This window comes from Georgenia phoenicis (assembly GCF_047302425.1).
In the GTDB taxonomy this organism is placed as follows: domain Bacteria; phylum Actinomycetota; class Actinomycetes; order Actinomycetales; family Actinomycetaceae; genus Oceanitalea.
The window spans coordinates 789,594-806,449 of record NZ_CP154855.1 but is presented as its reverse complement, the minus strand read 5'-3'; the positions used below and the strand labels follow the sequence as shown (position 1 = coordinate 806,449).

At 69.7% G+C, this 16,856-nt stretch carries 26 protein-coding genes; all 26 read right to left on the bottom strand.

Annotated features, from left to right (window positions below):
* Window position 1: 1 nt before the first annotated feature.
* On the bottom strand, window positions 2-2,314 hold the full coding sequence (locus AA0005_RS04065) for a LuxR C-terminal-related transcriptional regulator (RefSeq protein ID WP_413452135.1): 2,313 nt from the start codon (window positions 2,312-2,314) through the stop codon (window positions 2-4).
* 157 nt (window positions 2,315-2,471) lie between these two features.
* On the bottom strand, window positions 2,472-3,299 hold the full coding sequence (map, locus tag AA0005_RS04060; RefSeq protein ID WP_413452134.1) for a type I methionyl aminopeptidase: 828 nt from the start codon (window positions 3,297-3,299) through the stop codon (window positions 2,472-2,474).
* A complete protein-coding gene (locus AA0005_RS04055) occupies window positions 3,299-3,871 on the bottom strand; it encodes an adenylate kinase (RefSeq protein WP_413452133.1) in 573 nt (190 codons plus the stop codon). The genes map and AA0005_RS04055 overlap by 1 nt, the downstream gene beginning before the upstream one ends.
* Complete coding sequence (gene secY / locus AA0005_RS04050) at window positions 3,868-5,172, bottom strand: preprotein translocase subunit SecY (RefSeq protein ID WP_413452132.1); 1,305 nt, start codon at window positions 5,170-5,172, stop codon at window positions 3,868-3,870. Before secY ends, AA0005_RS04055 begins: the two co-directional genes overlap by 4 nt.
* Before the next feature lie 157 nt (window positions 5,173-5,329).
* Entirely contained in the window at window positions 5,330-5,806 is a 477-nt protein-coding gene (rplO, locus tag AA0005_RS04045; RefSeq protein WP_413452131.1) for a 50S ribosomal protein L15, read from the bottom strand.
* 2 nt (window positions 5,807-5,808) lie between these two features.
* Window positions 5,809-5,991 carry a 50S ribosomal protein L30 gene (rpmD, locus tag AA0005_RS04040; protein WP_110852546.1) on the bottom strand — a complete coding sequence of 61 codons (183 nt, stop codon included), beginning with the start codon at window positions 5,989-5,991 and terminating at the stop codon, window positions 5,809-5,811.
* Window positions 5,991-6,665: a 30S ribosomal protein S5 gene (rpsE, locus tag AA0005_RS04035; protein WP_413452130.1), complete on the bottom strand. Its 675-nt coding sequence runs from the start codon at window positions 6,663-6,665 to the stop codon at window positions 5,991-5,993. Before rpsE ends, rpmD begins: the two co-directional genes overlap by 1 nt.
* A 34-nt stretch (window positions 6,666-6,699) precedes the next feature.
* Window positions 6,700-7,071, bottom strand: coding sequence for a 50S ribosomal protein L18 (gene rplR / locus AA0005_RS04030; RefSeq protein ID WP_413452129.1), 372 nt, complete (start codon window positions 7,069-7,071; stop codon window positions 6,700-6,702).
* Window positions 7,071-7,610, bottom strand: a complete 540-nt coding sequence (gene rplF / locus AA0005_RS04025; protein ID WP_413452128.1) for a 50S ribosomal protein L6 — start codon at window positions 7,608-7,610, stop codon at window positions 7,071-7,073. The genes rplR and rplF overlap by 1 nt, the downstream gene beginning before the upstream one ends.
* A gap of 18 nt (window positions 7,611-7,628) precedes the next feature.
* Window positions 7,629-8,027 (bottom strand): 30S ribosomal protein S8, encoded by a 399-nt coding sequence (gene rpsH / locus AA0005_RS04020; protein ID WP_413452127.1) that lies wholly within the window; start codon window positions 8,025-8,027, stop codon window positions 7,629-7,631.
* A gap of 55 nt (window positions 8,028-8,082) precedes the next feature.
* Entirely contained in the window at window positions 8,083-8,268 is a 186-nt protein-coding gene (locus AA0005_RS04015; RefSeq protein ID WP_110852541.1) for a type Z 30S ribosomal protein S14, read from the bottom strand.
* A gap of 1 nt (window position 8,269) precedes the next feature.
* Window positions 8,270-8,836 (bottom strand): 50S ribosomal protein L5, encoded by a 567-nt coding sequence (gene rplE, locus AA0005_RS04010; protein ID WP_413452126.1) that lies wholly within the window; start codon window positions 8,834-8,836, stop codon window positions 8,270-8,272.
* A gap of 1 nt (window position 8,837) precedes the next feature.
* Window positions 8,838-9,179, bottom strand: coding sequence for a 50S ribosomal protein L24 (gene rplX, locus AA0005_RS04005; RefSeq protein ID WP_413452125.1), 342 nt, complete (start codon window positions 9,177-9,179; stop codon window positions 8,838-8,840).
* A gap of 1 nt (window position 9,180) precedes the next feature.
* Entirely contained in the window at window positions 9,181-9,549 is a 369-nt protein-coding gene (gene rplN, locus AA0005_RS04000; protein WP_110852538.1) for a 50S ribosomal protein L14, read from the bottom strand.
* 73 nt (window positions 9,550-9,622) lie between these two features.
* Window positions 9,623-9,907, bottom strand: coding sequence for a 30S ribosomal protein S17 (gene rpsQ / locus AA0005_RS03995; protein WP_152187619.1), 285 nt, complete (start codon window positions 9,905-9,907; stop codon window positions 9,623-9,625).
* An 8-nt stretch (window positions 9,908-9,915) separates the two neighbouring features.
* Complete coding sequence (gene rpmC, locus AA0005_RS03990; protein WP_110852537.1) at window positions 9,916-10,155, bottom strand: 50S ribosomal protein L29; 240 nt, start codon at window positions 10,153-10,155, stop codon at window positions 9,916-9,918.
* Window positions 10,155-10,574: a 50S ribosomal protein L16 gene (gene rplP, locus AA0005_RS03985; protein ID WP_413452124.1), complete on the bottom strand. Its 420-nt coding sequence runs from the start codon at window positions 10,572-10,574 to the stop codon at window positions 10,155-10,157. Before rplP ends, rpmC begins: the two co-directional genes overlap by 1 nt.
* A gap of 5 nt (window positions 10,575-10,579) precedes the next feature.
* On the bottom strand, window positions 10,580-11,404 hold the full coding sequence (gene rpsC / locus AA0005_RS03980; RefSeq protein ID WP_413452123.1) for a 30S ribosomal protein S3: 825 nt from the start codon (window positions 11,402-11,404) through the stop codon (window positions 10,580-10,582).
* On the bottom strand, window positions 11,404-11,796 hold the full coding sequence (rplV, locus tag AA0005_RS03975; protein ID WP_413452122.1) for a 50S ribosomal protein L22: 393 nt from the start codon (window positions 11,794-11,796) through the stop codon (window positions 11,404-11,406). Before rplV ends, rpsC begins: the two co-directional genes overlap by 1 nt.
* Window positions 11,797-11,847: 51 nt before the next feature.
* Window positions 11,848-12,129, bottom strand: coding sequence for a 30S ribosomal protein S19 (gene rpsS, locus AA0005_RS03970; RefSeq protein WP_413452121.1), 282 nt, complete (start codon window positions 12,127-12,129; stop codon window positions 11,848-11,850).
* Between the two features lie 18 nt (window positions 12,130-12,147).
* Complete coding sequence (gene rplB / locus AA0005_RS03965) at window positions 12,148-12,984, bottom strand: 50S ribosomal protein L2 (protein WP_413452120.1); 837 nt, start codon at window positions 12,982-12,984, stop codon at window positions 12,148-12,150.
* A gap of 34 nt (window positions 12,985-13,018) precedes the next feature.
* Window positions 13,019-13,324, bottom strand: a complete 306-nt coding sequence (rplW, locus tag AA0005_RS03960) for a 50S ribosomal protein L23 (RefSeq protein WP_110852531.1) — start codon at window positions 13,322-13,324, stop codon at window positions 13,019-13,021.
* Complete coding sequence (gene rplD / locus AA0005_RS03955) at window positions 13,321-13,977, bottom strand: 50S ribosomal protein L4 (protein WP_413452119.1); 657 nt, start codon at window positions 13,975-13,977, stop codon at window positions 13,321-13,323. The genes rplW and rplD overlap by 4 nt, the downstream gene beginning before the upstream one ends.
* A 2-nt stretch (window positions 13,978-13,979) precedes the next feature.
* Entirely contained in the window at window positions 13,980-14,648 is a 669-nt protein-coding gene (gene rplC, locus AA0005_RS03950; protein WP_413452118.1) for a 50S ribosomal protein L3, read from the bottom strand.
* A gap of 11 nt (window positions 14,649-14,659) precedes the next feature.
* Window positions 14,660-14,968, bottom strand: coding sequence for a 30S ribosomal protein S10 (rpsJ, locus tag AA0005_RS03945; protein ID WP_110852528.1), 309 nt, complete (start codon window positions 14,966-14,968; stop codon window positions 14,660-14,662).
* A gap of 667 nt (window positions 14,969-15,635) precedes the next feature.
* Window positions 15,636-16,829 (bottom strand): elongation factor Tu, encoded by a 1,194-nt coding sequence (gene tuf / locus AA0005_RS03940; protein WP_413452117.1) that lies wholly within the window; start codon window positions 16,827-16,829, stop codon window positions 15,636-15,638.
* Window positions 16,830-16,856 lie beyond the last annotated feature (27 nt).

The window sequence follows — 16,856 nt, the reverse complement described above, 5'->3', positions numbered from 1 at the left end:
GCTACCGACGCTCCTGGCCGAGCCCGCGGCTCAGCACGAGGGCCTCGTCCCTGCTCGAGGCCCCGAGCTTGCGGTAGACGTGCCGCAGGTGGGTCTTGGCGGTGTTGACCGACATGCCCAGCGCCGCGGCCACGCCGGCCGGTCCCGCGCTGTCCTGCAGCGCGGCGAGGACCTGGAGCTCACGGGCACTGAGCTCGCTGGGCACCACCGGCACCGCGGAGACCGACGGGGGCTGCTGCGCCTCCGTCGTCGAGGGCACGGGCCGCAGGGCGAGCAGCTCGGGGTCGTTGCCGGCGAGCGCGGTGAACACCTCGGCCCGCATGAGGGCGAAGGGACGACGCTGGCCGGTCTCGTAGGCGATCCGCACACCCCGCGTGAAGCGGCGCCGGGCAGCCGTGCCCTGACCGAGGCGGTGGAGCGCCGCCGCGATGATGAGCTCGTTCATCAGCCGGCTCCGCGCCGACATCCGCCTGTCCCCGAGCCCGCTCGCAGCGACGTCGATGGCCTCCTGCTCCTTGCCCTGGGCGTGGAGCAGGTAGGCGCGGGTCGCGGTCGAGACGAAGCTGTCGGCGAGCCGGTCGAGGACCTGCTCGGCGACGTCGACCATCCCGCCCGCCACGAGCAGCTCGACGAGCTGGGTGCCGATCGTCGACTCCGCGATCCCCCCGGGCTCGAGGTGGCGCAGCGCCGCACGCAGCTGACCGACGGCGCGGGCCTGGTCCTCCGGGCTGCCGTACACCGAGGCGTACAGGCCACGCGCATGGATGGCCAGGGCCCACAGCTCGTCCCGGCGGCCCGGCTCGAGGATCGCCGCGACGGCCTCGTGGGCCTCGGGGCGCAGCGCGTCGACAGCGGCGATGGCGCGCATGATCCGACCACCCACCCGCACGAGGCGGCTGACCTCGTCGTCGTCCCCGCCGGCGAGGACGTCGGCCAGCTCGGGGTCGTCGAGCAGCCGCAGGGCGAGGTCCGCCTCGCCGTGGAAGGCCTTGGCGGTGAGCATCCCCCCGATGCCGAGCAGGCGCGCGGTGCGGTCGTCCTGCTGCAGCCCGTGGTCCCGCACCCGCTCGAAGGCGTAGGCCGCGGCCTCCTGCTCCCCCGCGAAGATCGCCGCCAGGCCGGACTGGATGAGGACGTGGACCTCGTCGGTGGTCTCCCGCAGCTCCTGCCACCGCTGGTTGACCGCCGCGTCGACGAAGTGCGCGCCGGTCGGTGTCCACGGGCTCGCCTCGGCCGTGGACGCGGGCGCCATCCGGGGCAGGTGCCGGCGCACGACCTGCAGCCGCGGGTCGCTCTCGGCGATCTCCCGCGGGAAGCTCCGGGCCAGGTCGATGAGGTCGTTCGGGTGCTGGGTGAGGAGCGCCGACCACTCCTCCTCGATGATCCGCAGCGCCGTGTCCCACTCCTGCGCCCTGACGGCGTGCCGCAGCACCCCGACCGGCCCCTCCTCCTGGGCGGCCAGCGCCATGAGGGCGACGTGGACCTCGCGCTCGATCTCCGGGTGGTGCTCGAGGGCCACCCGGCGCAGTCCGTCCCGGATCGCGGGCGGGTAGGAGTACCGCAGCCCGTCGACGGTCTCGCGCTCCCGCAGCAGGCCGCTCACCCGGAGGTTGCGCAGCTCGCGGATGGCGGTGCCGTCGGGGACGATCGCGCGCGCTGCCGACGCGGAGAACTCGTCGGGGACGGCGGTGCGGACGAGGAACTCGCGCAGGGCGTGGGAACGCACGTCCCCGAGGAGCGTCTCGATGAAGCCGTCGACGGTGGCGGCGTCGACGGTCGTCTCCCGCCCTCCGACGACGCCCGAGGCGATGCACAGGCGCACGGCGGCGGGCCAGCCGCCCAGCTCCATCGCGAGGTCGGAGGCCTGGTCCTCGGTCAGGGTGACGCCGTGGAGCTCGGCGAGCGCGAGCACGTCCTCGGCACCCATCGCGAGGTCGTCGGGACGGACGACCGTGAGGTCCACCGACAGGGCACCGGTGGTCTCCAGCGTCCGCAGCGAGCGGGTGGCGACGACGAGCTCGAGCGCCGCGCTCGTCCGCACGAGCTCGAGGAGGTCGTCGTCGATCTCGGTGCGCCCGTCGAGGTGCCCGGCCTCGTGGTAGTTGTCCAGCACCAGCCGCAGCGGCTGCTCGTGGTGCGCCAGCGCGTCGAGGACCGCGGGCCGCTGCGCGTCGGCGTCCGCGGCGTCGTCGAGCCTGGCAGCCGTCAGCGCGCCGTGCAGCGCGCCCCAGAAGCCGGGGGCCAGCCGCGCCTCCTCGTCGAGGGGCAGGTAGACGGTGGTGACGCCGTCGTCCTCACCGCTGAGCCACTGCACCAGGGCGGTCGTCTTGCCGAAGCCCCGGGGCCCGCGAATCACCGTCAGGGGCGCGCGCGATCCCAACGCAGCCAGGATGCGTGGTGCCACGTACGCGGCACGGCTGGCTCGTGGGATGGGTCCGTGAACCCGCCGCCCCAGGCGATTCATGCCCGTATCATGGCAGAGGAGCGATAGTCACGTTCCTGCTTTGAAGCTCTTCCGCCCCACCGTCGTGAGCGGTCAGCACCCACACCCCGTGCTCGGTCAGCGCCACCGTGTGCTCCCAGTGGGCCGCCCGCGCACCGTCGGTCGTGACGACCGTCCAGTCGTCGGCCAGCGTGCGGGTCTCGATGCCGCCCCGGGTGAGCATGGGCTCGACCGCCAGGCACATGCCCGGCCGCAGCCGCGGACCGCGCCGCGCGGCGCGGTAGTTGAGCACGTCCGGGGGCTGGTGCATGGCGCTGCCGATGCCGTGGCCCACGTAGTCCTCGATGATGCCGAGCGGCTCGTTGCCGGCGGCGACGTGCACGGCGACGGCGTCCTCCACGGCCTCCCCGACGACGTCGAGGCGGCTCCCGCCGGCGAGGGCCGCGATCGCGTCCCACATGGCGGTGCGGGTCGCCTCGCTCAGCGCGTGGTCGCGCGGGTCGCCCTCGCCGAGGACGAGGGTGAAGGCCGCGTCCCCGTGCCACCCGTCGACGACGGCGCCGCAGTCGAAGGAGACGACGTCACCGTCGGCGAGCACCCGCTCCCCCGGGATGCCGTGGACGACCTCCTCGTTGACGGAGATGCACACGTGCGCCGGGTAGCCGTGGTAGCCGAGGAAGTTCGACCGGGCACCGGCCCGCTCGAGGACGCCGCGGGCGACGTCGTCGAGCTCGGCGGTGCTCATCCCGGGCGCGGCGGACTCCCGCAGCGCGGCGTGGATGTCCGCGACGACGAGCCCGGCCCGCCGCATGACACGGACCTGCTCCGGCGTCTTGTACTCGATGCGCTCGCGCATCAGGTCGCGTCGAGCGCCCCGAGCAGCCGCCCGGTGACCTCCTCGACGGCCCCGATGCCGTCCACCCGCACGAGCAGCCCGCGCTCGGCGTAGTGGTCGGCGAGGGGGGCGGTCTGCTCGTGGTAGACCTCGAGACGGCGGCGGATGACCACGTCGGTGTCGTCCGCGCGGTTCTGCTCGGCCGCCCGGCCCAGCAGGCGCTGCACGACGACCTCGTCGTCGGCGGTGAGCTCGACGACGGCGTCCAGCGCCGTGCCGCTCGCCTCGAGCATGGCGTCGAGCTCGCGCACCTGGTCCAGCGTGCGGGGGTAGCCGTCGAGGAGGAAGCCGGACGCGGCGTCCTCACGGGCGAGGCGGTCGCGCACCATGTCGTTGGTGATCTCGTCGGGCACGTACTCCCCCGCGTCCATGTACCGCTGGGCGCGCCGGCCGAGCTCGGTGCGCTCGGCGACGTTGCTGCGGAAGATGTCGCCGGTGGAGATGGCGGGGATGCCGAGCCTGGCGCTCAGCGCGGTGGCCTGGGTGCCCTTGCCCGCTCCGGGCGGGCCGAGCAGGACGAGACGGCGGCTCATCGGAGGAACCCTTCGTAGTGACGCTGCTGGAGCTGGGAGTCGATCTCCTTGACGGTCTGCAGACCGACGCCCACGACGATGAGGATCGAGGTGCCGCCGAGCGCGAAGCCGACCGTGTCGGGCAGGTTGAGCGCCGCGAACACGATGACCGGGAAGATCGCGATGAGCGCGAGGTACAGCGCGCCGGCGGTGGTGATCCGGGAGATGACGTACTGGAGGTACTCCGCCGTCGGGCGGCCGGCGCGGATGCCGGGGATGAACCCGCCGTAGCGCTTCATGTTGTCCGCGACGTCGTCGGGGTTGAAGGTGATCGACGTGTAGAAGAACGCGAAGAACAGGACGAGGACGAAGTAGATCGCCATGTAGAGCGGGGCGGACGGCGAGAGCAGGTTGAGGGACACCCACTGCACCCAGCCCTCGTTCTGGTCGCCGAACTGCGAGAACAGGCCAGGGAGGGCGAGCAGCGACGAGGCGAAGATGACCGGGATGACACCGGCCATATTGATCTTGATCGGGATGTAGGTGCTCGACCCGCCGTACATCCGCCGGCCCACCATCCGCTTGGCGTACTGGACGGGCACGCGGCGCTGGGACTGCTCGACGAAGACGACGAGCAGGGTGATGACGAGGAGCAGCGCGATCACGATCGTCACGTTGGCGACGCCGTTCGCGGCGCCACCGACCGACCACAGGGCCGAGGGGAAGCCGGCCGCGATCGAGGTGAAGATGAGCAGCGACATGCCGTTGCCGACACCGCGCTCGGTGATGAGCTCGCCCAGCCACATGATGAGGCCGGTGCCGGCCGTCATGACGATGATCATGATGACGATCGTCATCACCGAGTCGTTGGGGATGAGCGGCACGGAGCAGCCGGGGATGAGGTTGCCGCTGCGGGCCATCGTGATCATCGTCGTCGACTGGAGGACGGCGAGGAAGATCGTCAGGTAGCGCGTGTACTGGGTGAGCTTGGCCTGCCCCTGCTGCCCCTCCTTCTGGAGGGCCTCGAAGCGCGGGATGACCACGCGCAGCAGCTGCACGATGATGCTCGCGGTGATGTAGGGCATGATGCCCAGCGCGAAGACCGAGAGCTGGAGCAGCGCTCCGCCGGAGAAGAGGTTGACGAGGCCGAGGAGGTCGTTGGTGCTGCCGACGGCCTCGAGGCACTGCTGCACGTTCGGGTAGGACACCCCCGGGGTGGGGATGACGGACCCGAGGCGGAAGATCGCCATGATCCCCAGCGTGAAGAGCAGCTTGCGCCGCAGGTCCGGCGTGCGGAACGCCTGGGCGAATGCGCTGAGCAATCTTCCTCCTGCATGCTTGGAGCCGACCGCGGCGACGTAGCCGCGCGCCGGGCGTGTGGACCGCCACGTACTGTACCTGCTCCGACCCGCGGAGCTGTACCACGTGCGGGGACGCGAACGGGCGGCCCGGAGTCCGGACCGCCCGTTCGTCGGCAGCTCAGGCCTGGGTCAGGGACCCGCCGGCTGCCTCGATCTTCTCCTGCGCCGACGCCGACCACGCGTTGGCCACGATGTCGAGCTTGACGGTGACCTCACCGCTGCCCAGCACCTTGACCAGCTGGCCGGAGCGCACCGCGCCCTTGGCGACGAGGTCGTCGACCGTCACCGAGCCACCCTCGGGGAAGAGGGTGGACAGCTTGTCGAGGTTGACGACCTGGTACTCGACGCGGAAGGGGTTCTTGAAGCCGCGGAGCTTGGGCAGCCGCATGTGCAGCGGCATCTGCCCGCCCTCGAAGCCGGCGGGCACCTGGTAGCGGGCCTTGGTGCCCTTGGTGCCGCGACCCGCGGTCTTCCCGCGCTTGCCACCCTCACCGCGACCGACGCGGATCTTGGCGCTCTTCGCGCCGGGGGCCGGACGCAGGTGGTGCACCTTGAGGGTGCGCGCCTGCTCGGGAGTCTGCTTGGACTCTGCCATGGTTACTTGACCTCCTCGACGGAGACCAGGTGGGCCACCGTCGTGATCATGCCGCGGACCTCGGGACGGTCCTCACGCACGACGCTCCGGCCGATCCGGCCCAGACCGAGCGTACGCAGGGTCTGGCGCTGGTTCTCCTTGCCGCCGATCGCGGACTTCGTCTGCGTGACCTTGAGCTGTGCCATCACGCACCGACCTTCCCGGCGGCCTCGGCCTGCTTCTCCTCGCGAGCCGCAGCCTCGCCAGCGGCGCGGTTGCGCAGCATGACGGCGGGGGCGACGCGCTCCAGGGGCAGACCACGGCGGGCCGCGACGGCCTCGGGCTGCTCGAGGTTGCGCAGCGCCTGGGCGGTGGCGTGCACGATGTTGATCGCGTTCTCCGAGCCGAGCGACTTGCTCAGCACGTCGTGGATCCCGGCGCAGTCGAGGACGGCGCGGACGGGACCACCGGCGATGACGCCGGTACCCGGGGCGGCGGGGCGCAGGAACACCACGCCCGCCGCGGCCTCGCCGGTGACGGCGTGCGGGATCGTCTTCTGGATCATCGGGACGCGGAAGAAGTTCTTCTTCGCCTCCTCGACACCCTTCGCGATCGCGGCCGGCACCTCCTTGGCCTTGCCGTAGCCGACGCCGACCGTCCCGTTGCCGTCCCCGACGACGACGAGAGCGGTGAAGCTGAAGCGACGACCACCCTTGACGACCTTGGAGACGCGGTTGATCGTGACGACGCGCTCGATGAACTCGTTCCTCGGCTCGGCGGCGCCGCGACGGCCCTCGCCCCGGCGACCGCCGGAGCGCTCGCCGCCGGCGGGGCCGGCGCCGGTACCGGAACCGGTCCTGCTTCGCTGCGGTGCAGCCATCAGATGTTCCTTTGCTCTCGTACGTTCACGCTGGTCACAGGGCGAGCCCGCCCTCACGGGCGCCGTCGGCGACGGCGGCCACGCGGCCGTGGTACCGGTTGCCCGCACGGTCGAAGACCGCGCTCTCGACACCGGCTGCCTTGGCCCGCTCGGCGACGAGCTCGCCGACGCGCCGCGCCTTGGCGACCTTCTCGTCGTCGGACGCCCGCAGGTCGGCCTCGAGGGTCGAGGCGGACGCGATGGTGGTGCCGCTCGTGTCGTCGACCAGCTGCGCGACCATGTGGCGCGAGGAGCGGGTGACGACCAGGCGCGGACGCTCGGCCGTGCCGCTGATCTTCTTGCGGACGCGGAGGTGACGGCGCCCGCGAGCGGCGTTCTTGCCCTTGCCCTTGACGGACAGTGCCATCACTTACCTGCCTTTCCGGCCTTGCGGCGGACCTGCTCGCCGGCGTAGCGCACACCCTTGCCCTTGTAGGGCTCGGGCTTGCGGATCTTGCGGATGTTCGCGGCGAGCTCGCCGACCTGCTGCTTGTCGATCCCGGAGACCGTGAGCTTGGTGGGGCTCTCGACGGTGACCGTCACGCCCTCCGGCGGGTCGACGACGACAGGGTGGGAGAAGCCGAGCGCGAGCTCGACCGAGCTGCCCTTGGCGACGGCGCGGTAACCCGTGCCGACGATCTCGAGCTTGCGCTCGTAGCCCTGCGTCACGCCGGTGACGAGGTTGGCGATGAGCGTGCGGGTGAGGCCGTGCAGCGAGCGCGACTCGCGCTCGTCGTTCGGCCGGGTCACGACGATGGCGCCCTCGTCGTCGCGAGCGACGGCGATGGGAGCGGCCACGGTGTGGGTCAGCGTGCCCTTGGGGCCCTTGACGGTCACGACCGAGCCCTCGATGGTGACGTCGACACCTGCGGGGACCGGGACGGGGACCTTTCCGATGCGGGACATGTCTCTACTCCTTCCCGGCTACCAGACGTAGGCGAGGACTTCCCCGCCAACGCCCTTGGTCTGTGCCTCGCGGTCGGTGAGCAGACCGGAGGAGGTGGACAGGATCGCCACGCCCAGCCCGCCGAGAACGCGGGGCAGGTTGGTCGACTTGGCGTACACGCGCAGTCCGGGCTTGGACACGCGGCGCACACCGGCGAGCGAGCGCTCGCGCTGCGGGCCGAACTTCAGCTGGAGGGTGAGGTTCTTGCCCACGGAGGCGTCCTCGACGTCCCAGCCGGCGATGTAACCCTCGGTCTTGAGGATCTCGGCGATGTTCTGCTTGAGCTTCGAGTACGGCATGGTCACCGACTCGTGGTACGCCGAGTTGGCGTTACGCAGACGCGTGAGCATGTCTGCGATGGGGTCAGTCATTGTCATCGGGCCTCGGCCCTTCCTCGTCGGGGTTTCCTCGCGGGACCTACGACGTAGTCGTTTACCAGCTGCTCTTCGTGATGCCCGGGAGCTGGCCGGCAAGGGCCATCTCGCGCAGGCAGATACGGCACAGGCCGAACTTGCGGTAGACCGAGTGCGGACGGCCGCACCGCTGGCACCGGGTGTAGGCGCGCACCGCGAACTTGGGCTTGCGGTTCGCCTTCTGGATCAGGGCGGTCTTTGCCACGTCAGTTCTCCTTGAACGGGAAGCCGAGGTGCTTGAGCAGCGAGCGACCCTCGTCGTCGGTCTTGGCCGTGGTGACGACCGTGATGTCCATGCCGCGCACGCGGTCGATCTTGTCCTGGTCGATCTCGTGGAACATCGACTGCTCGTTCAGACCGAAGGTGTAGTTCCCGTTGCCGTCGAACTGCTTGGGCGAGAGCCCACGGAAGTCGCGGATACGGGGCAGGGCGATCGACAGCAGGCGGTCGAGGAACTCCCACATGCGGTCGCCGCGCAGCGTGACGTGGGCGCCGATGGGCTGACCCTCACGCAGCTTGAACTGGGCGATCGACTTGCGGGCCTTGGTCACCTGCGGCTTCTGGCCGGTGATGAGGGCCAGGTCGCGGATGGCGCCCTCGATGAGCTTGGAGTCGCGTGCCGCGTCCCCGACACCCATGTTGACGACGATCTTGGTCAGACCGGCAACCTGGTTGATGTTCGGGTGCTGGAACTCATCGCGCAGGGCGGTGATGATCTCGTCGCGGTAGCGCTGCTTGAGGCGCGGGCTCGTTGCGGTGGTGGTCTCGCTCATGTCAGATGTCCTTACCGGAGCGCTTGGCCACGCGGATCCGCTGCGTGCGCTCCACGCCGTCGCGCTCGACCTTCTCGGTGCGGATCCCGACCCGGGTCCCCTTCTTGGTCTCCGGGTCGACGACCATGACGTTGCTCGCGTGGATGGCGGCCTCGATGGTCTCGATGCCACCGGTGCGGGCGCCGCGGCCGGACTGGCCGACCTTGGTGTGGCGCTTCATGCGCTGCACACCCTCGACGACGACGCGGTCACGCTCGACGTCGACCTCGAGGACACGGCCCTGCTTGCCCTTGTCGCGGCCAGCGATGACGACCACGAGGTCGCCCTTCTTGATCCGAGCCATCTCAGATCACCTCCGGAGCCAGGGAGACGATGCGCATGAACTTCTTGTCGCGCAGCTCGCGGCCCACGGGGCCGAAGATGCGGGTTCCGCGCGGCTCGCCGTCAGCCTTGAGGATGACGGCGGCGTTCTCGTCGAAGCGGATGTAGGAACCGTCGGGACGACGACGCTGCTTGGCAGCGCGCACGACGACCGCCTTGACGACGTCGCCCTTCTTGACGTTGCCGCCGGGGATGGCGTCCTTCACGGTGGCGACGATGACGTCACCGATACCGGCGTAGCGCCGGCCGGAGCCTCCGAGCACACGGATGCACAAGATCTCCTTGGCACCGGTGTTGTCGGCGACCTTCAGTCGCGACTCCTGCTGGATCATTCGATGTACTCCTGTCGTCGAGCCGGTTCTCAGCCGGAGCTGAGCCTTGCCGAACGGATGGGGGGCTGGTGGGCTACTTGGCCTTCTCGACGATGTCGAGAAGTCGCCAGCGCTTGGTCGCGCTCAGCGGCCGCGTCTCCATGATGCGGACGAGGTCGCCGACGCCGGCCGAGTTGGCCTCGTCGTGCGCCTTGACCTTGCTCGTGCGGCGGATGACCTTGCCGTACAGCGGGTGCTTGACGCGGTCCTCCACCTCGACGACGACGGTCTTGTCCATCTTGTCGGACACCACGTAGCCACGGCGCACCTTGCGGTCGTTACGCTCCTGCGTGGTGGTCTCTTCGGTGTTCTCGCTCATGGCCTCGATCACTTCTCGCTGCTGGGCGCGGTGCGGATGCCGAGCTCGCGCTCGTGCACGATGGTGTAGATGCGGGCAATGTCGCGACGCACGGCCTTGAGCCGACCGTGGTCCTCGAGCTGCCCGGTCGCCGAGGAGAAGCGCAGCTTGAACAGCTCCTCCTTGGCCTTCGCGAGCTCCTCAGCCAGGGTCTCGTCGGTCATCCCGTCCAGGTCGAACGGAGTCAGGCCCTTGGATCCGATGGCCATCAGCCTTCACCACCCTCACGGCTCACGAAACGAGTCTTCATGGGGAGCTTGTGCTGCGCGCGGGACAGGGCCTCGCGTGCCAGCTCCTCGGGGACACCGGCCAGCTCGAAGAGCACACGGCCGGGCTTGACGTTGGCGACCCACCACTCGGGCGAGCCCTTGCCGGAACCCATGCGGGTCTCAGCCGGCTTCTTGGTCAGCGGGCGGTCGGGGTAGATGTTGATCCACACCTTTCCGCCACGCTTGATGTGCCGCGTCATGGCGATACGGGCGGCCTCGATCTGCCGGTTGGTGACGTACGCGGGCTCGAGAGCCTGGATCGCGAAGTCACCGAAGGCGATCTCGGTGCCACCCTTGGCCACGCCGGAGCGCTTGGGGTGGTGCTGCTTGCGGAACTTGGTCCGCCGGGGGATGAGCATCTCGCTCAGGCCTCCGTTCCTGACTCGGCGGGGGCTGCGGCCTGCTCGGCAGGCGCGCCCTCGGTCTGCTCGGCCTGGCGAGGGCCACGGCCCTCGGGCCGGCGGCCACGGGGACGGTCGGCTCCGCCACGCTCGCCGGCGCGACCGCGGCCACGGGGGGCGGCGTCGGCCTGCTCGCGGGCGAACTCGCGCTCGGTCTGGTCGCCCTTGTAGATCCACACCTTGACGCCGATGCGCCCGAAGGTGGTGCGGGCCTCGAAGAAGCCGTAGTCGATGTTCGCGCGGAGGGTGTGCAGGGGCACGCGGCCCTCGCGGTAGAACTCCGAGCGGGACATCTCGGCGCCACCGAGACGGCCGGAGCACTGCACCCGGATGCCCTTGGCGCCGGCGCGCTGCGCGGACTGCATGCCCTTGCGCATCGCACGGCGGAAGGACACGCGGCTGGCGAGCTGCTCGGCGATGCCCTGGGCCACGAGCTGAGCGTCGATCTCGGGGTTCTTGACCTCGAGGATGTTCAGCTGGACCTGCTTGCCGGTGAGCTTCTCCAGCTCGCCGCGCAGGCGGTCGGCCTCGGCGCCGCGGCGACCGATGACGATGCCCGGACGCGCCGTGTGGAGGTCGACGCGGACCCGGTCGCGGGTGCGCTCGATGTCGACCTTGGAGATGCCGGCGCGCTCGAGCCCGGAGGCCATGAGCTTGCGGATGGCGACGTCCTCGCGGACGTAGTCGCGGTACCGCTGCCCGGCCTTGGTGCTGTCTGCGAACCACCGCGAGCGGTGGTCAGTGGTGATGCCGAGCCGGAACCCGGTCGGGTTGACCTTCTGACCCACTATCGGGTCCTCCCCTTCGTTCCAGCGGCGCTCTCGCCGTCCTTGCTGTCGTCGCCCACGAGAACCGTGATGTGGCTCGTGCGCTTGAGGATCCGGCTCGCACTGCCCTTGGCCCGCGGCCGGAAGCGCTTGAGCGTCGGTCCCTCGTCCACGAATGCCGCGCTGATGACGAGCGCGTTCTCGTCGAACGCCACGCCGGCCTGGTCGGCCTTGACGCGAGCGTTGGCGATCGCGCTCTCCACGACCTTACGCACCGTCTCGGCTGCCGCCTGAGGGGCGAACCGCAGCACGGTCACGGCCTCGGTGGCGCGCTGACCGCGGATGGTGTCCACGACGCGCCGAGCCTTGAGGGGCGTGACGCGCACGTATCGCGCCTGCGCCTTGGCTTCCATCATTCCTGCCTTACTTGTCGGATGTGCGGGTTGCTGGGTTCGCCTGACGCCTTAGCGGCGTCGGGCCTTGCGGTCGTCCTTGTCGTGCCCGCGATAGGTGCGGGTCGGGGCGAACTCCCCCAGCTTGTGGCCGACCATCGACTCGGTGATGAAGACCGGGACGTGCTTGCGGCCGTCGTGCACCGCAAAGGTGTGGCCCAGGAAGTCGGGCGTGATGACCGACCGGCGGGACCAGGTCTTGATGACGTTCTTGGAGCCCGTCTCGTTGGCCGAGTCCACCTTCTTGAGCAGGTGGTCGTCGACGAACGGACCCTTCTTGAGGCTGCGAGGCATCTCGTCGCTCTCCTACTCTCAGCGCTTCTTGCCGGTGCGCCGGCGGCGCACGATGAGCTGGTCGCTCGGCTTGTTCGGACGGCGGGTACGGCCCTCGGGCTTGCCCCACGGGCTGACCGGGTGGCGACCACCGGAGGTCTTGCCCTCACCACCACCGTGCGGGTGGTCGACGGGGTTCATCGCGACACCGCGGACGGTGGGGCGCTTGCCCTTCCACCGCATGCGGCCGGCCTTGCCCCAGTTGATGTTCGACTGCTCGGCGTTGCCGACCTCACCGATGGTGGCGCGGCAGCGGGAGTCGACGTTGCGGATCTCACCGGAGGGCATCCGCAGCTGGGCCATCGTGCCCTCACGGGCGACGAGCTGGACCGAGGCGCCTGCCGAGCGGGCGATCTTCGCGCCGCCACCGGGCTTGAGCTCGATGGCGTGGACGACCGTACCGACGGGGATGTTGCGCAGCGGCAGGTTGTTGCCCGGCTTGATGTCAGCGCCCGGACCGTTCTCGATGACGGTGCCGACCGAGATCTTGTTCGGGGCGATGATGTAGCGCTTCTCGCCGTCGGCGTAGTGCAGCAGCGCGATGCGGGCGGTGCGGTTGGGGTCGTACTCGATGTGAGCGACCTTGGCCGGCACGCCGTCCTTGTCGTGGCGACGGAAGTCGATGACGCGGTAGGCACGCTTGTGGCCACCACCCTTGTGCCGGGTGGTGATCCGACCGGTGCTGTTGCGGCCACCGCTCTTGCTCAGCGGACGGACCAGCGACTTCTCCGGCTGCGACCGGGTGATCTCGACGAAGTCGGCCACGCTCGAGCCGCGGCGGCCCGGCGTCGTCGGCTTGTACTTACGGATTGCCATGGGTGTCGATCCTCAATCTCTCCAGCGCGCGGCGTCAGCCGGCAACTTCACCGAAGATGTCGATGGTGCCCTCGCGCAGCGTGACGATCGCGCGCTTGGTGTCCTTACGCTTGCCGAGGCCGGTGCGGGTCCGACGGGTCTTGCCCTGACGGTTCGCCGTGTTCACCGAGCTGACCTTGACCTGGAAGATCGCCTCGACGGCGTTCTTGATCTCAGTCTTGTTCGAGCGCGGGTCGACGAGGAAGGTGTACTTCCCCTCGTCGATGAGGCTGTAGCTCTTCTCGGAGACCACCGGGGCGATGATGACGTCCCGGGGGTTCTTGTTGTGCTCGATGCTCACTTGCCATCCTCCTCGCGCGGCGCGGCGGTCCCGAGGAACTCCTCGAGCGCGGCGGCCGTGAACACGACGTCGTCGTTGACGAGGACGTCGTAGGTGTTGAGCTGGTCGACCCAGATGAGGTGGGTGCTGGGCACGTTGCGCAGCGACTTGAGCGTGAGCTCGTCGCCGCGGGCCAGCACGACCAGCGCGGAGCGCTCGGCCACGACGTTGCGCAGCGCGGTGAGCGCTGCGGCCGTCGAGGGGACCTCGCTGGAGACGAACTCGCTGACCACGTGGAGACGACCGGCGCGGGCGCGGTCCGAGAGGGCGCCACGGAGGGCGGCAGCCTTCATCTTCTTCGGGGTCCGCTGGGTGTAGTCACGCGGGACGGGCCCGTGGACGACGCCACCGCCGGCGTACTGCGGCGCGCGGATCGAGCCCTGACGGGCGCGGCCGGTGCCCTTCTGGCGGTACGGCTTCTTGCCACCACCGCGGACCTCGCCGCGGGTCTTGGCCTTCGCGGTGCCCTGGCGCGCGGCGGCGAGCTGGGCGACGACGACCTGGTGGATCAGCGGCACGTTCGTGGGGACGTCGAAGATCGCGGCGGGCAGCTCGGCGGAGCCGGACTTCTTGCCCGTGGCGTCCAGGACGTCGACGGTCTGGGTGTCAGCCATGGTCACGCCCCCTTCACAGCGGTACGGACGACGACGACGCCGTGCTTCGGGCCGGGGATCGGGCCGGCCACGAGGAGCAGACCCTTCTCGACGTCGACGGCGTGGATCGTGAGGTTCTGGGTGGTCTGGCGCTTGTGGCCCATGCGACCGGCCATCCGCTGCCCACGGAACACGCGGCCGGGCGTCGAGGCCCCGCCGATCGAGCCGGGCTTGCGGTGGTTGCGGTGCGCACCGTGGGAGGCGCTGACGCCGGCGAAGCCGTGACGCTTCATGACACCGGCCGTGCCCTTGCCCTTCGTCGTGCCGATGACGTCGACGACCGTGCCGGCCTCGAACACGTCAGCGCGCAGCTCCTGGCCGACGGTGAAGCTGTCGGACTCGGAGGTGCGGACCTCGGTGACGAAGCGGCGCGGGGTCGTGCCGGCCTTCTCGAAGTGGCCCTTGAGGGGCTGGGTGACCTTGCGCGGGTCGATCTCGCCGAAGGCGAGCTGCACGGCGCTGTACCCGTCGGTCTCGGGGGTCCGCAGCTGGGTCACCACGTTGGTGCCCACCTGCACGACCGTCACCGGGACGAGACGTCCGTCCTCGTCCCAGACCTGGGTCATGCCGAGCTTGGTGCCGAGCAGGGCCGTGACCGGCCTGCCCGCAGCCTGCTTGGTGAAGGTAGTCATTGTGGCGAACCTCAGAGCTTGATCTCGATGTTGACGTCGGCGGGCAGGTCGAGCCGCATGAGCGAGTCAACGGCCTTCGGCGTCGGGTCGATGATGTCGATGAGGCGCTTGTGGGTGCGCATCTCGAACTGCTCGCGGCTGTCCTTGTACTTGTGCGGTGAACGAATGACGACGAAGACGTTCTTCTCCGTCGGCAGCGGCACCGGACCCACGACCGTCGCACCAGCGCGAGTCACCGTGTCGACGATCTTGCGCGCCGAGCTGTCGATGACTTCGTGGTCGTAGGACTTGAGCCTGATGCGGATCTTCTGTCCCGCCATGGCGTCGTCTAACCTCTCTCGTACCGCTCTGTTACCGTCCCCCGCGCTCGGGCGTGTCGCGCAGTGCGCACACACCTGAGCACGGCGCATCGTCGATGCGGGGCCCTTGTGCTTGCTTGTGGAGCCTGGGCTCGGGGCCCGACTCAGCCTGACACCTGGGGGCACGCCCCCAGGCAACCGGAACAGTCTGCCAGACACGACCGCCGCATGGCGAATCGGATCCGGCTCTCACCGGTGTGTTCTTGGTCATCGGCGGACGCGAGGCCCTCCGACAAGGTTGTCGCCCTGCTCCCGGTGCGGTCACCGCGAGCCAAGCATGCCCGGTTCTCACCCGGCCGATCCACCCTACCAGCCGGCGCGCCTTCTTGACGAGGCCGCTCCCGGTGACTTCGCGCACCGCCAGCTGCAACGCCCGCCCCCTCCCCCCTCGCGCCGACAGCAGACTTCTTCCCGGCCCCCCTCTCGCGCCGACAGCAGACTTGTTTCCGGCCCCACTCGCGGCCGGCGCTGGGAAGTGAGGGGCGGACCGGCTGTCGCCGGCGGCCACGGTAGGAACAAGTCTGCTGTCGGCGATGGGAAGCGGCTGGGGACGGCGAAGGGCCCGGCGAGCGGTGCTCGCCGGGCCCTTCAGGTGGTGCAGGGTGCTGGGCTCAGGCCCAGCTCAAGATCACTTGAGGATCTTGGTGACGCGGCCGGAGCCCACGGTGCGGCCACCCTCACGGATGGCGAAGCCGAGGCCCTCCTCCATCGCGATCGGCTGGATGAGGTCGACCGTCATCTCGGTGTTGTCGCCGGGCATGACCATCTCGGTGCCCTCGGGCAGCTGGATGACGCCGGTGACGTCCGTGGTGCGGAAGTAGAACTGCGGGCGGTAGTTCGAGTAGAAGGGGTTGTGACGCCCACCCTCGTCCTTGCTCAGGATGTAGACCTGGGCCTCGAACTGCGTGTGCGGGGTGATCGAACCCGGCTTCACGACGACCTGGCCGCGCTCGACCTCCTCGCGCTTGGTGCCGCGGAGGAGCAGGCCGACGTTCTCGCCCGCCTCGGCGGTGTCGAGGAGCTTGCGGAACATCTCGACGCCGGTGACGGTCGTCTTGATGGACTTCTCCTTGATACCGACGATCTCGACCTCGTCGTTGACGTTGAGCAGACCGCGCTCGACGCGACCGGTGACGACGGTGCCACGACCGGTGATCGTGAAGACGTCCTCGATCGGCATGAGGAAGGGCTTGTCGACGTCACGCTCGGGGGTCGGGACGTTGTTGTCCACGGCCTCCATGAGCTCCTCGATGGCGGCAACCCACTTGGGGTCGCCCTCGAGGGCCTTGAGGGCGGAGACGCGCACGACCGGCGCGTCGTCGCCCGGGAACTCCTGGCTGGAGAGCAGGTCGCGGACCTCGACCTCGACGAGCTCGAGGATCTCCTCGTCGTCGACCATGTCGGACTTGTTCAGCGCGACGAGGACGTAGGGCACGCCGACCTGACGGGCGAGCAGGACGTGCTCACGGGTCTGGGCCATGGGGCCGTCGGTCGCGGCGACCACGAGGATCGCGCCGTCCATCTGGGCGGCACCGGTGATCATGTTCTTGATGTAGTCCGCGTGACCGGGAGCGTCGACGTGGGCGTAGTGGCGCGCCTCGGTCTGGTACTCGACGTGCGAGACGTTGATCGTGATGCCGCGCTGACGCTCCTCGGGAGCGTTGTCGACCTGGTCATAGGAGCTGAACGTGTTCAGGTCCGGGTACTTGTCCGCCAGCACCTTGGAGATGGCCGCGGTCAGCGTCGTCTTACCGTGGTCGACGTGACCGATGGTGCCGATGTTGACGTGCGGCTTGGTCCGCTCGAACTTGGCCTTCGCCACTTGTGTCCTCCTGGGACTCGGGTAGTT

What these genes read in the sequence shown, in the direction of transcription:
- map (WP_413452134.1), bottom strand. Translation starts at nt 3,299, where the DNA reads ATGCGCGAGCGCATCGAGTACAAGACGCCGGAGCAGGTCCGTGTCATG.
- AA0005_RS04055 (WP_413452133.1), bottom strand. Translation starts at nt 3,871, where the DNA reads ATGAGCCGCCGTCTCGTCCTGCTCGGCCCGCCCGGAGCGGGCAAGGGC.
- rplO (WP_413452131.1), bottom strand. Translation starts at nt 5,806, where the DNA reads ATGGCAGAGTCCAAGCAGACTCCCGAGCAGGCGCGCACCCTCAAGGTG.
- rpmD (WP_110852546.1), bottom strand. Translation starts at nt 5,991, where the DNA reads ATGGCACAGCTCAAGGTCACGCAGACGAAGTCCGCGATCGGCGGCAAG.
- rpsE (WP_413452130.1), bottom strand. Translation starts at nt 6,665, where the DNA reads ATGGCTGCACCGCAGCGAAGCAGGACCGGTTCCGGTACCGGCGCCGGC.
- rplR (WP_413452129.1), bottom strand. Translation starts at nt 7,071, where the DNA reads ATGGCACTGTCCGTCAAGGGCAAGGGCAAGAACGCCGCTCGCGGGCGC.
- rplF (WP_413452128.1), bottom strand. Translation starts at nt 7,610, where the DNA reads ATGTCCCGCATCGGAAAGGTCCCCGTCCCGGTCCCCGCAGGTGTCGAC.
- rpsH (WP_413452127.1), bottom strand. Translation starts at nt 8,027, where the DNA reads ATGACAATGACTGACCCCATCGCAGACATGCTCACGCGTCTGCGTAAC.
- rplE (WP_413452126.1), bottom strand. Translation starts at nt 8,836, where the DNA reads ATGAGCGAGACCACCACCGCAACGAGCCCGCGCCTCAAGCAGCGCTAC.
- rplX (WP_413452125.1), bottom strand. Translation starts at nt 9,179, where the DNA reads ATGGCTCGGATCAAGAAGGGCGACCTCGTGGTCGTCATCGCTGGCCGC.
- rplN (WP_110852538.1), bottom strand. Translation starts at nt 9,549, where the DNA reads ATGATCCAGCAGGAGTCGCGACTGAAGGTCGCCGACAACACCGGTGCC.
- rpsQ (WP_152187619.1), bottom strand. Translation starts at nt 9,907, where the DNA reads ATGAGCGAGAACACCGAAGAGACCACCACGCAGGAGCGTAACGACCGC.
- rpmC (WP_110852537.1), bottom strand. Translation starts at nt 10,155, where the DNA reads ATGGCCATCGGATCCAAGGGCCTGACTCCGTTCGACCTGGACGGGATG.
- rplP (WP_413452124.1), bottom strand. Translation starts at nt 10,574, where the DNA reads ATGCTCATCCCCCGGCGGACCAAGTTCCGCAAGCAGCACCACCCCAAG.
- rplV (WP_413452122.1), bottom strand. Translation starts at nt 11,796, where the DNA reads ATGGAAGCCAAGGCGCAGGCGCGATACGTGCGCGTCACGCCCCTCAAG.
- rpsS (WP_413452121.1), bottom strand. Translation starts at nt 12,129, where the DNA reads ATGCCTCGCAGCCTCAAGAAGGGTCCGTTCGTCGACGACCACCTGCTC.
- rplB (WP_413452120.1), bottom strand. Translation starts at nt 12,984, where the DNA reads ATGGCAATCCGTAAGTACAAGCCGACGACGCCGGGCCGCCGCGGCTCG.
- rplD (WP_413452119.1), bottom strand. Translation starts at nt 13,977, where the DNA reads ATGGCTGACACCCAGACCGTCGACGTCCTGGACGCCACGGGCAAGAAG.
- rplC (WP_413452118.1), bottom strand. Translation starts at nt 14,648, where the DNA reads ATGACTACCTTCACCAAGCAGGCTGCGGGCAGGCCGGTCACGGCCCTG.
- rpsJ (WP_110852528.1), bottom strand. Translation starts at nt 14,968, where the DNA reads ATGGCGGGACAGAAGATCCGCATCAGGCTCAAGTCCTACGACCACGAA.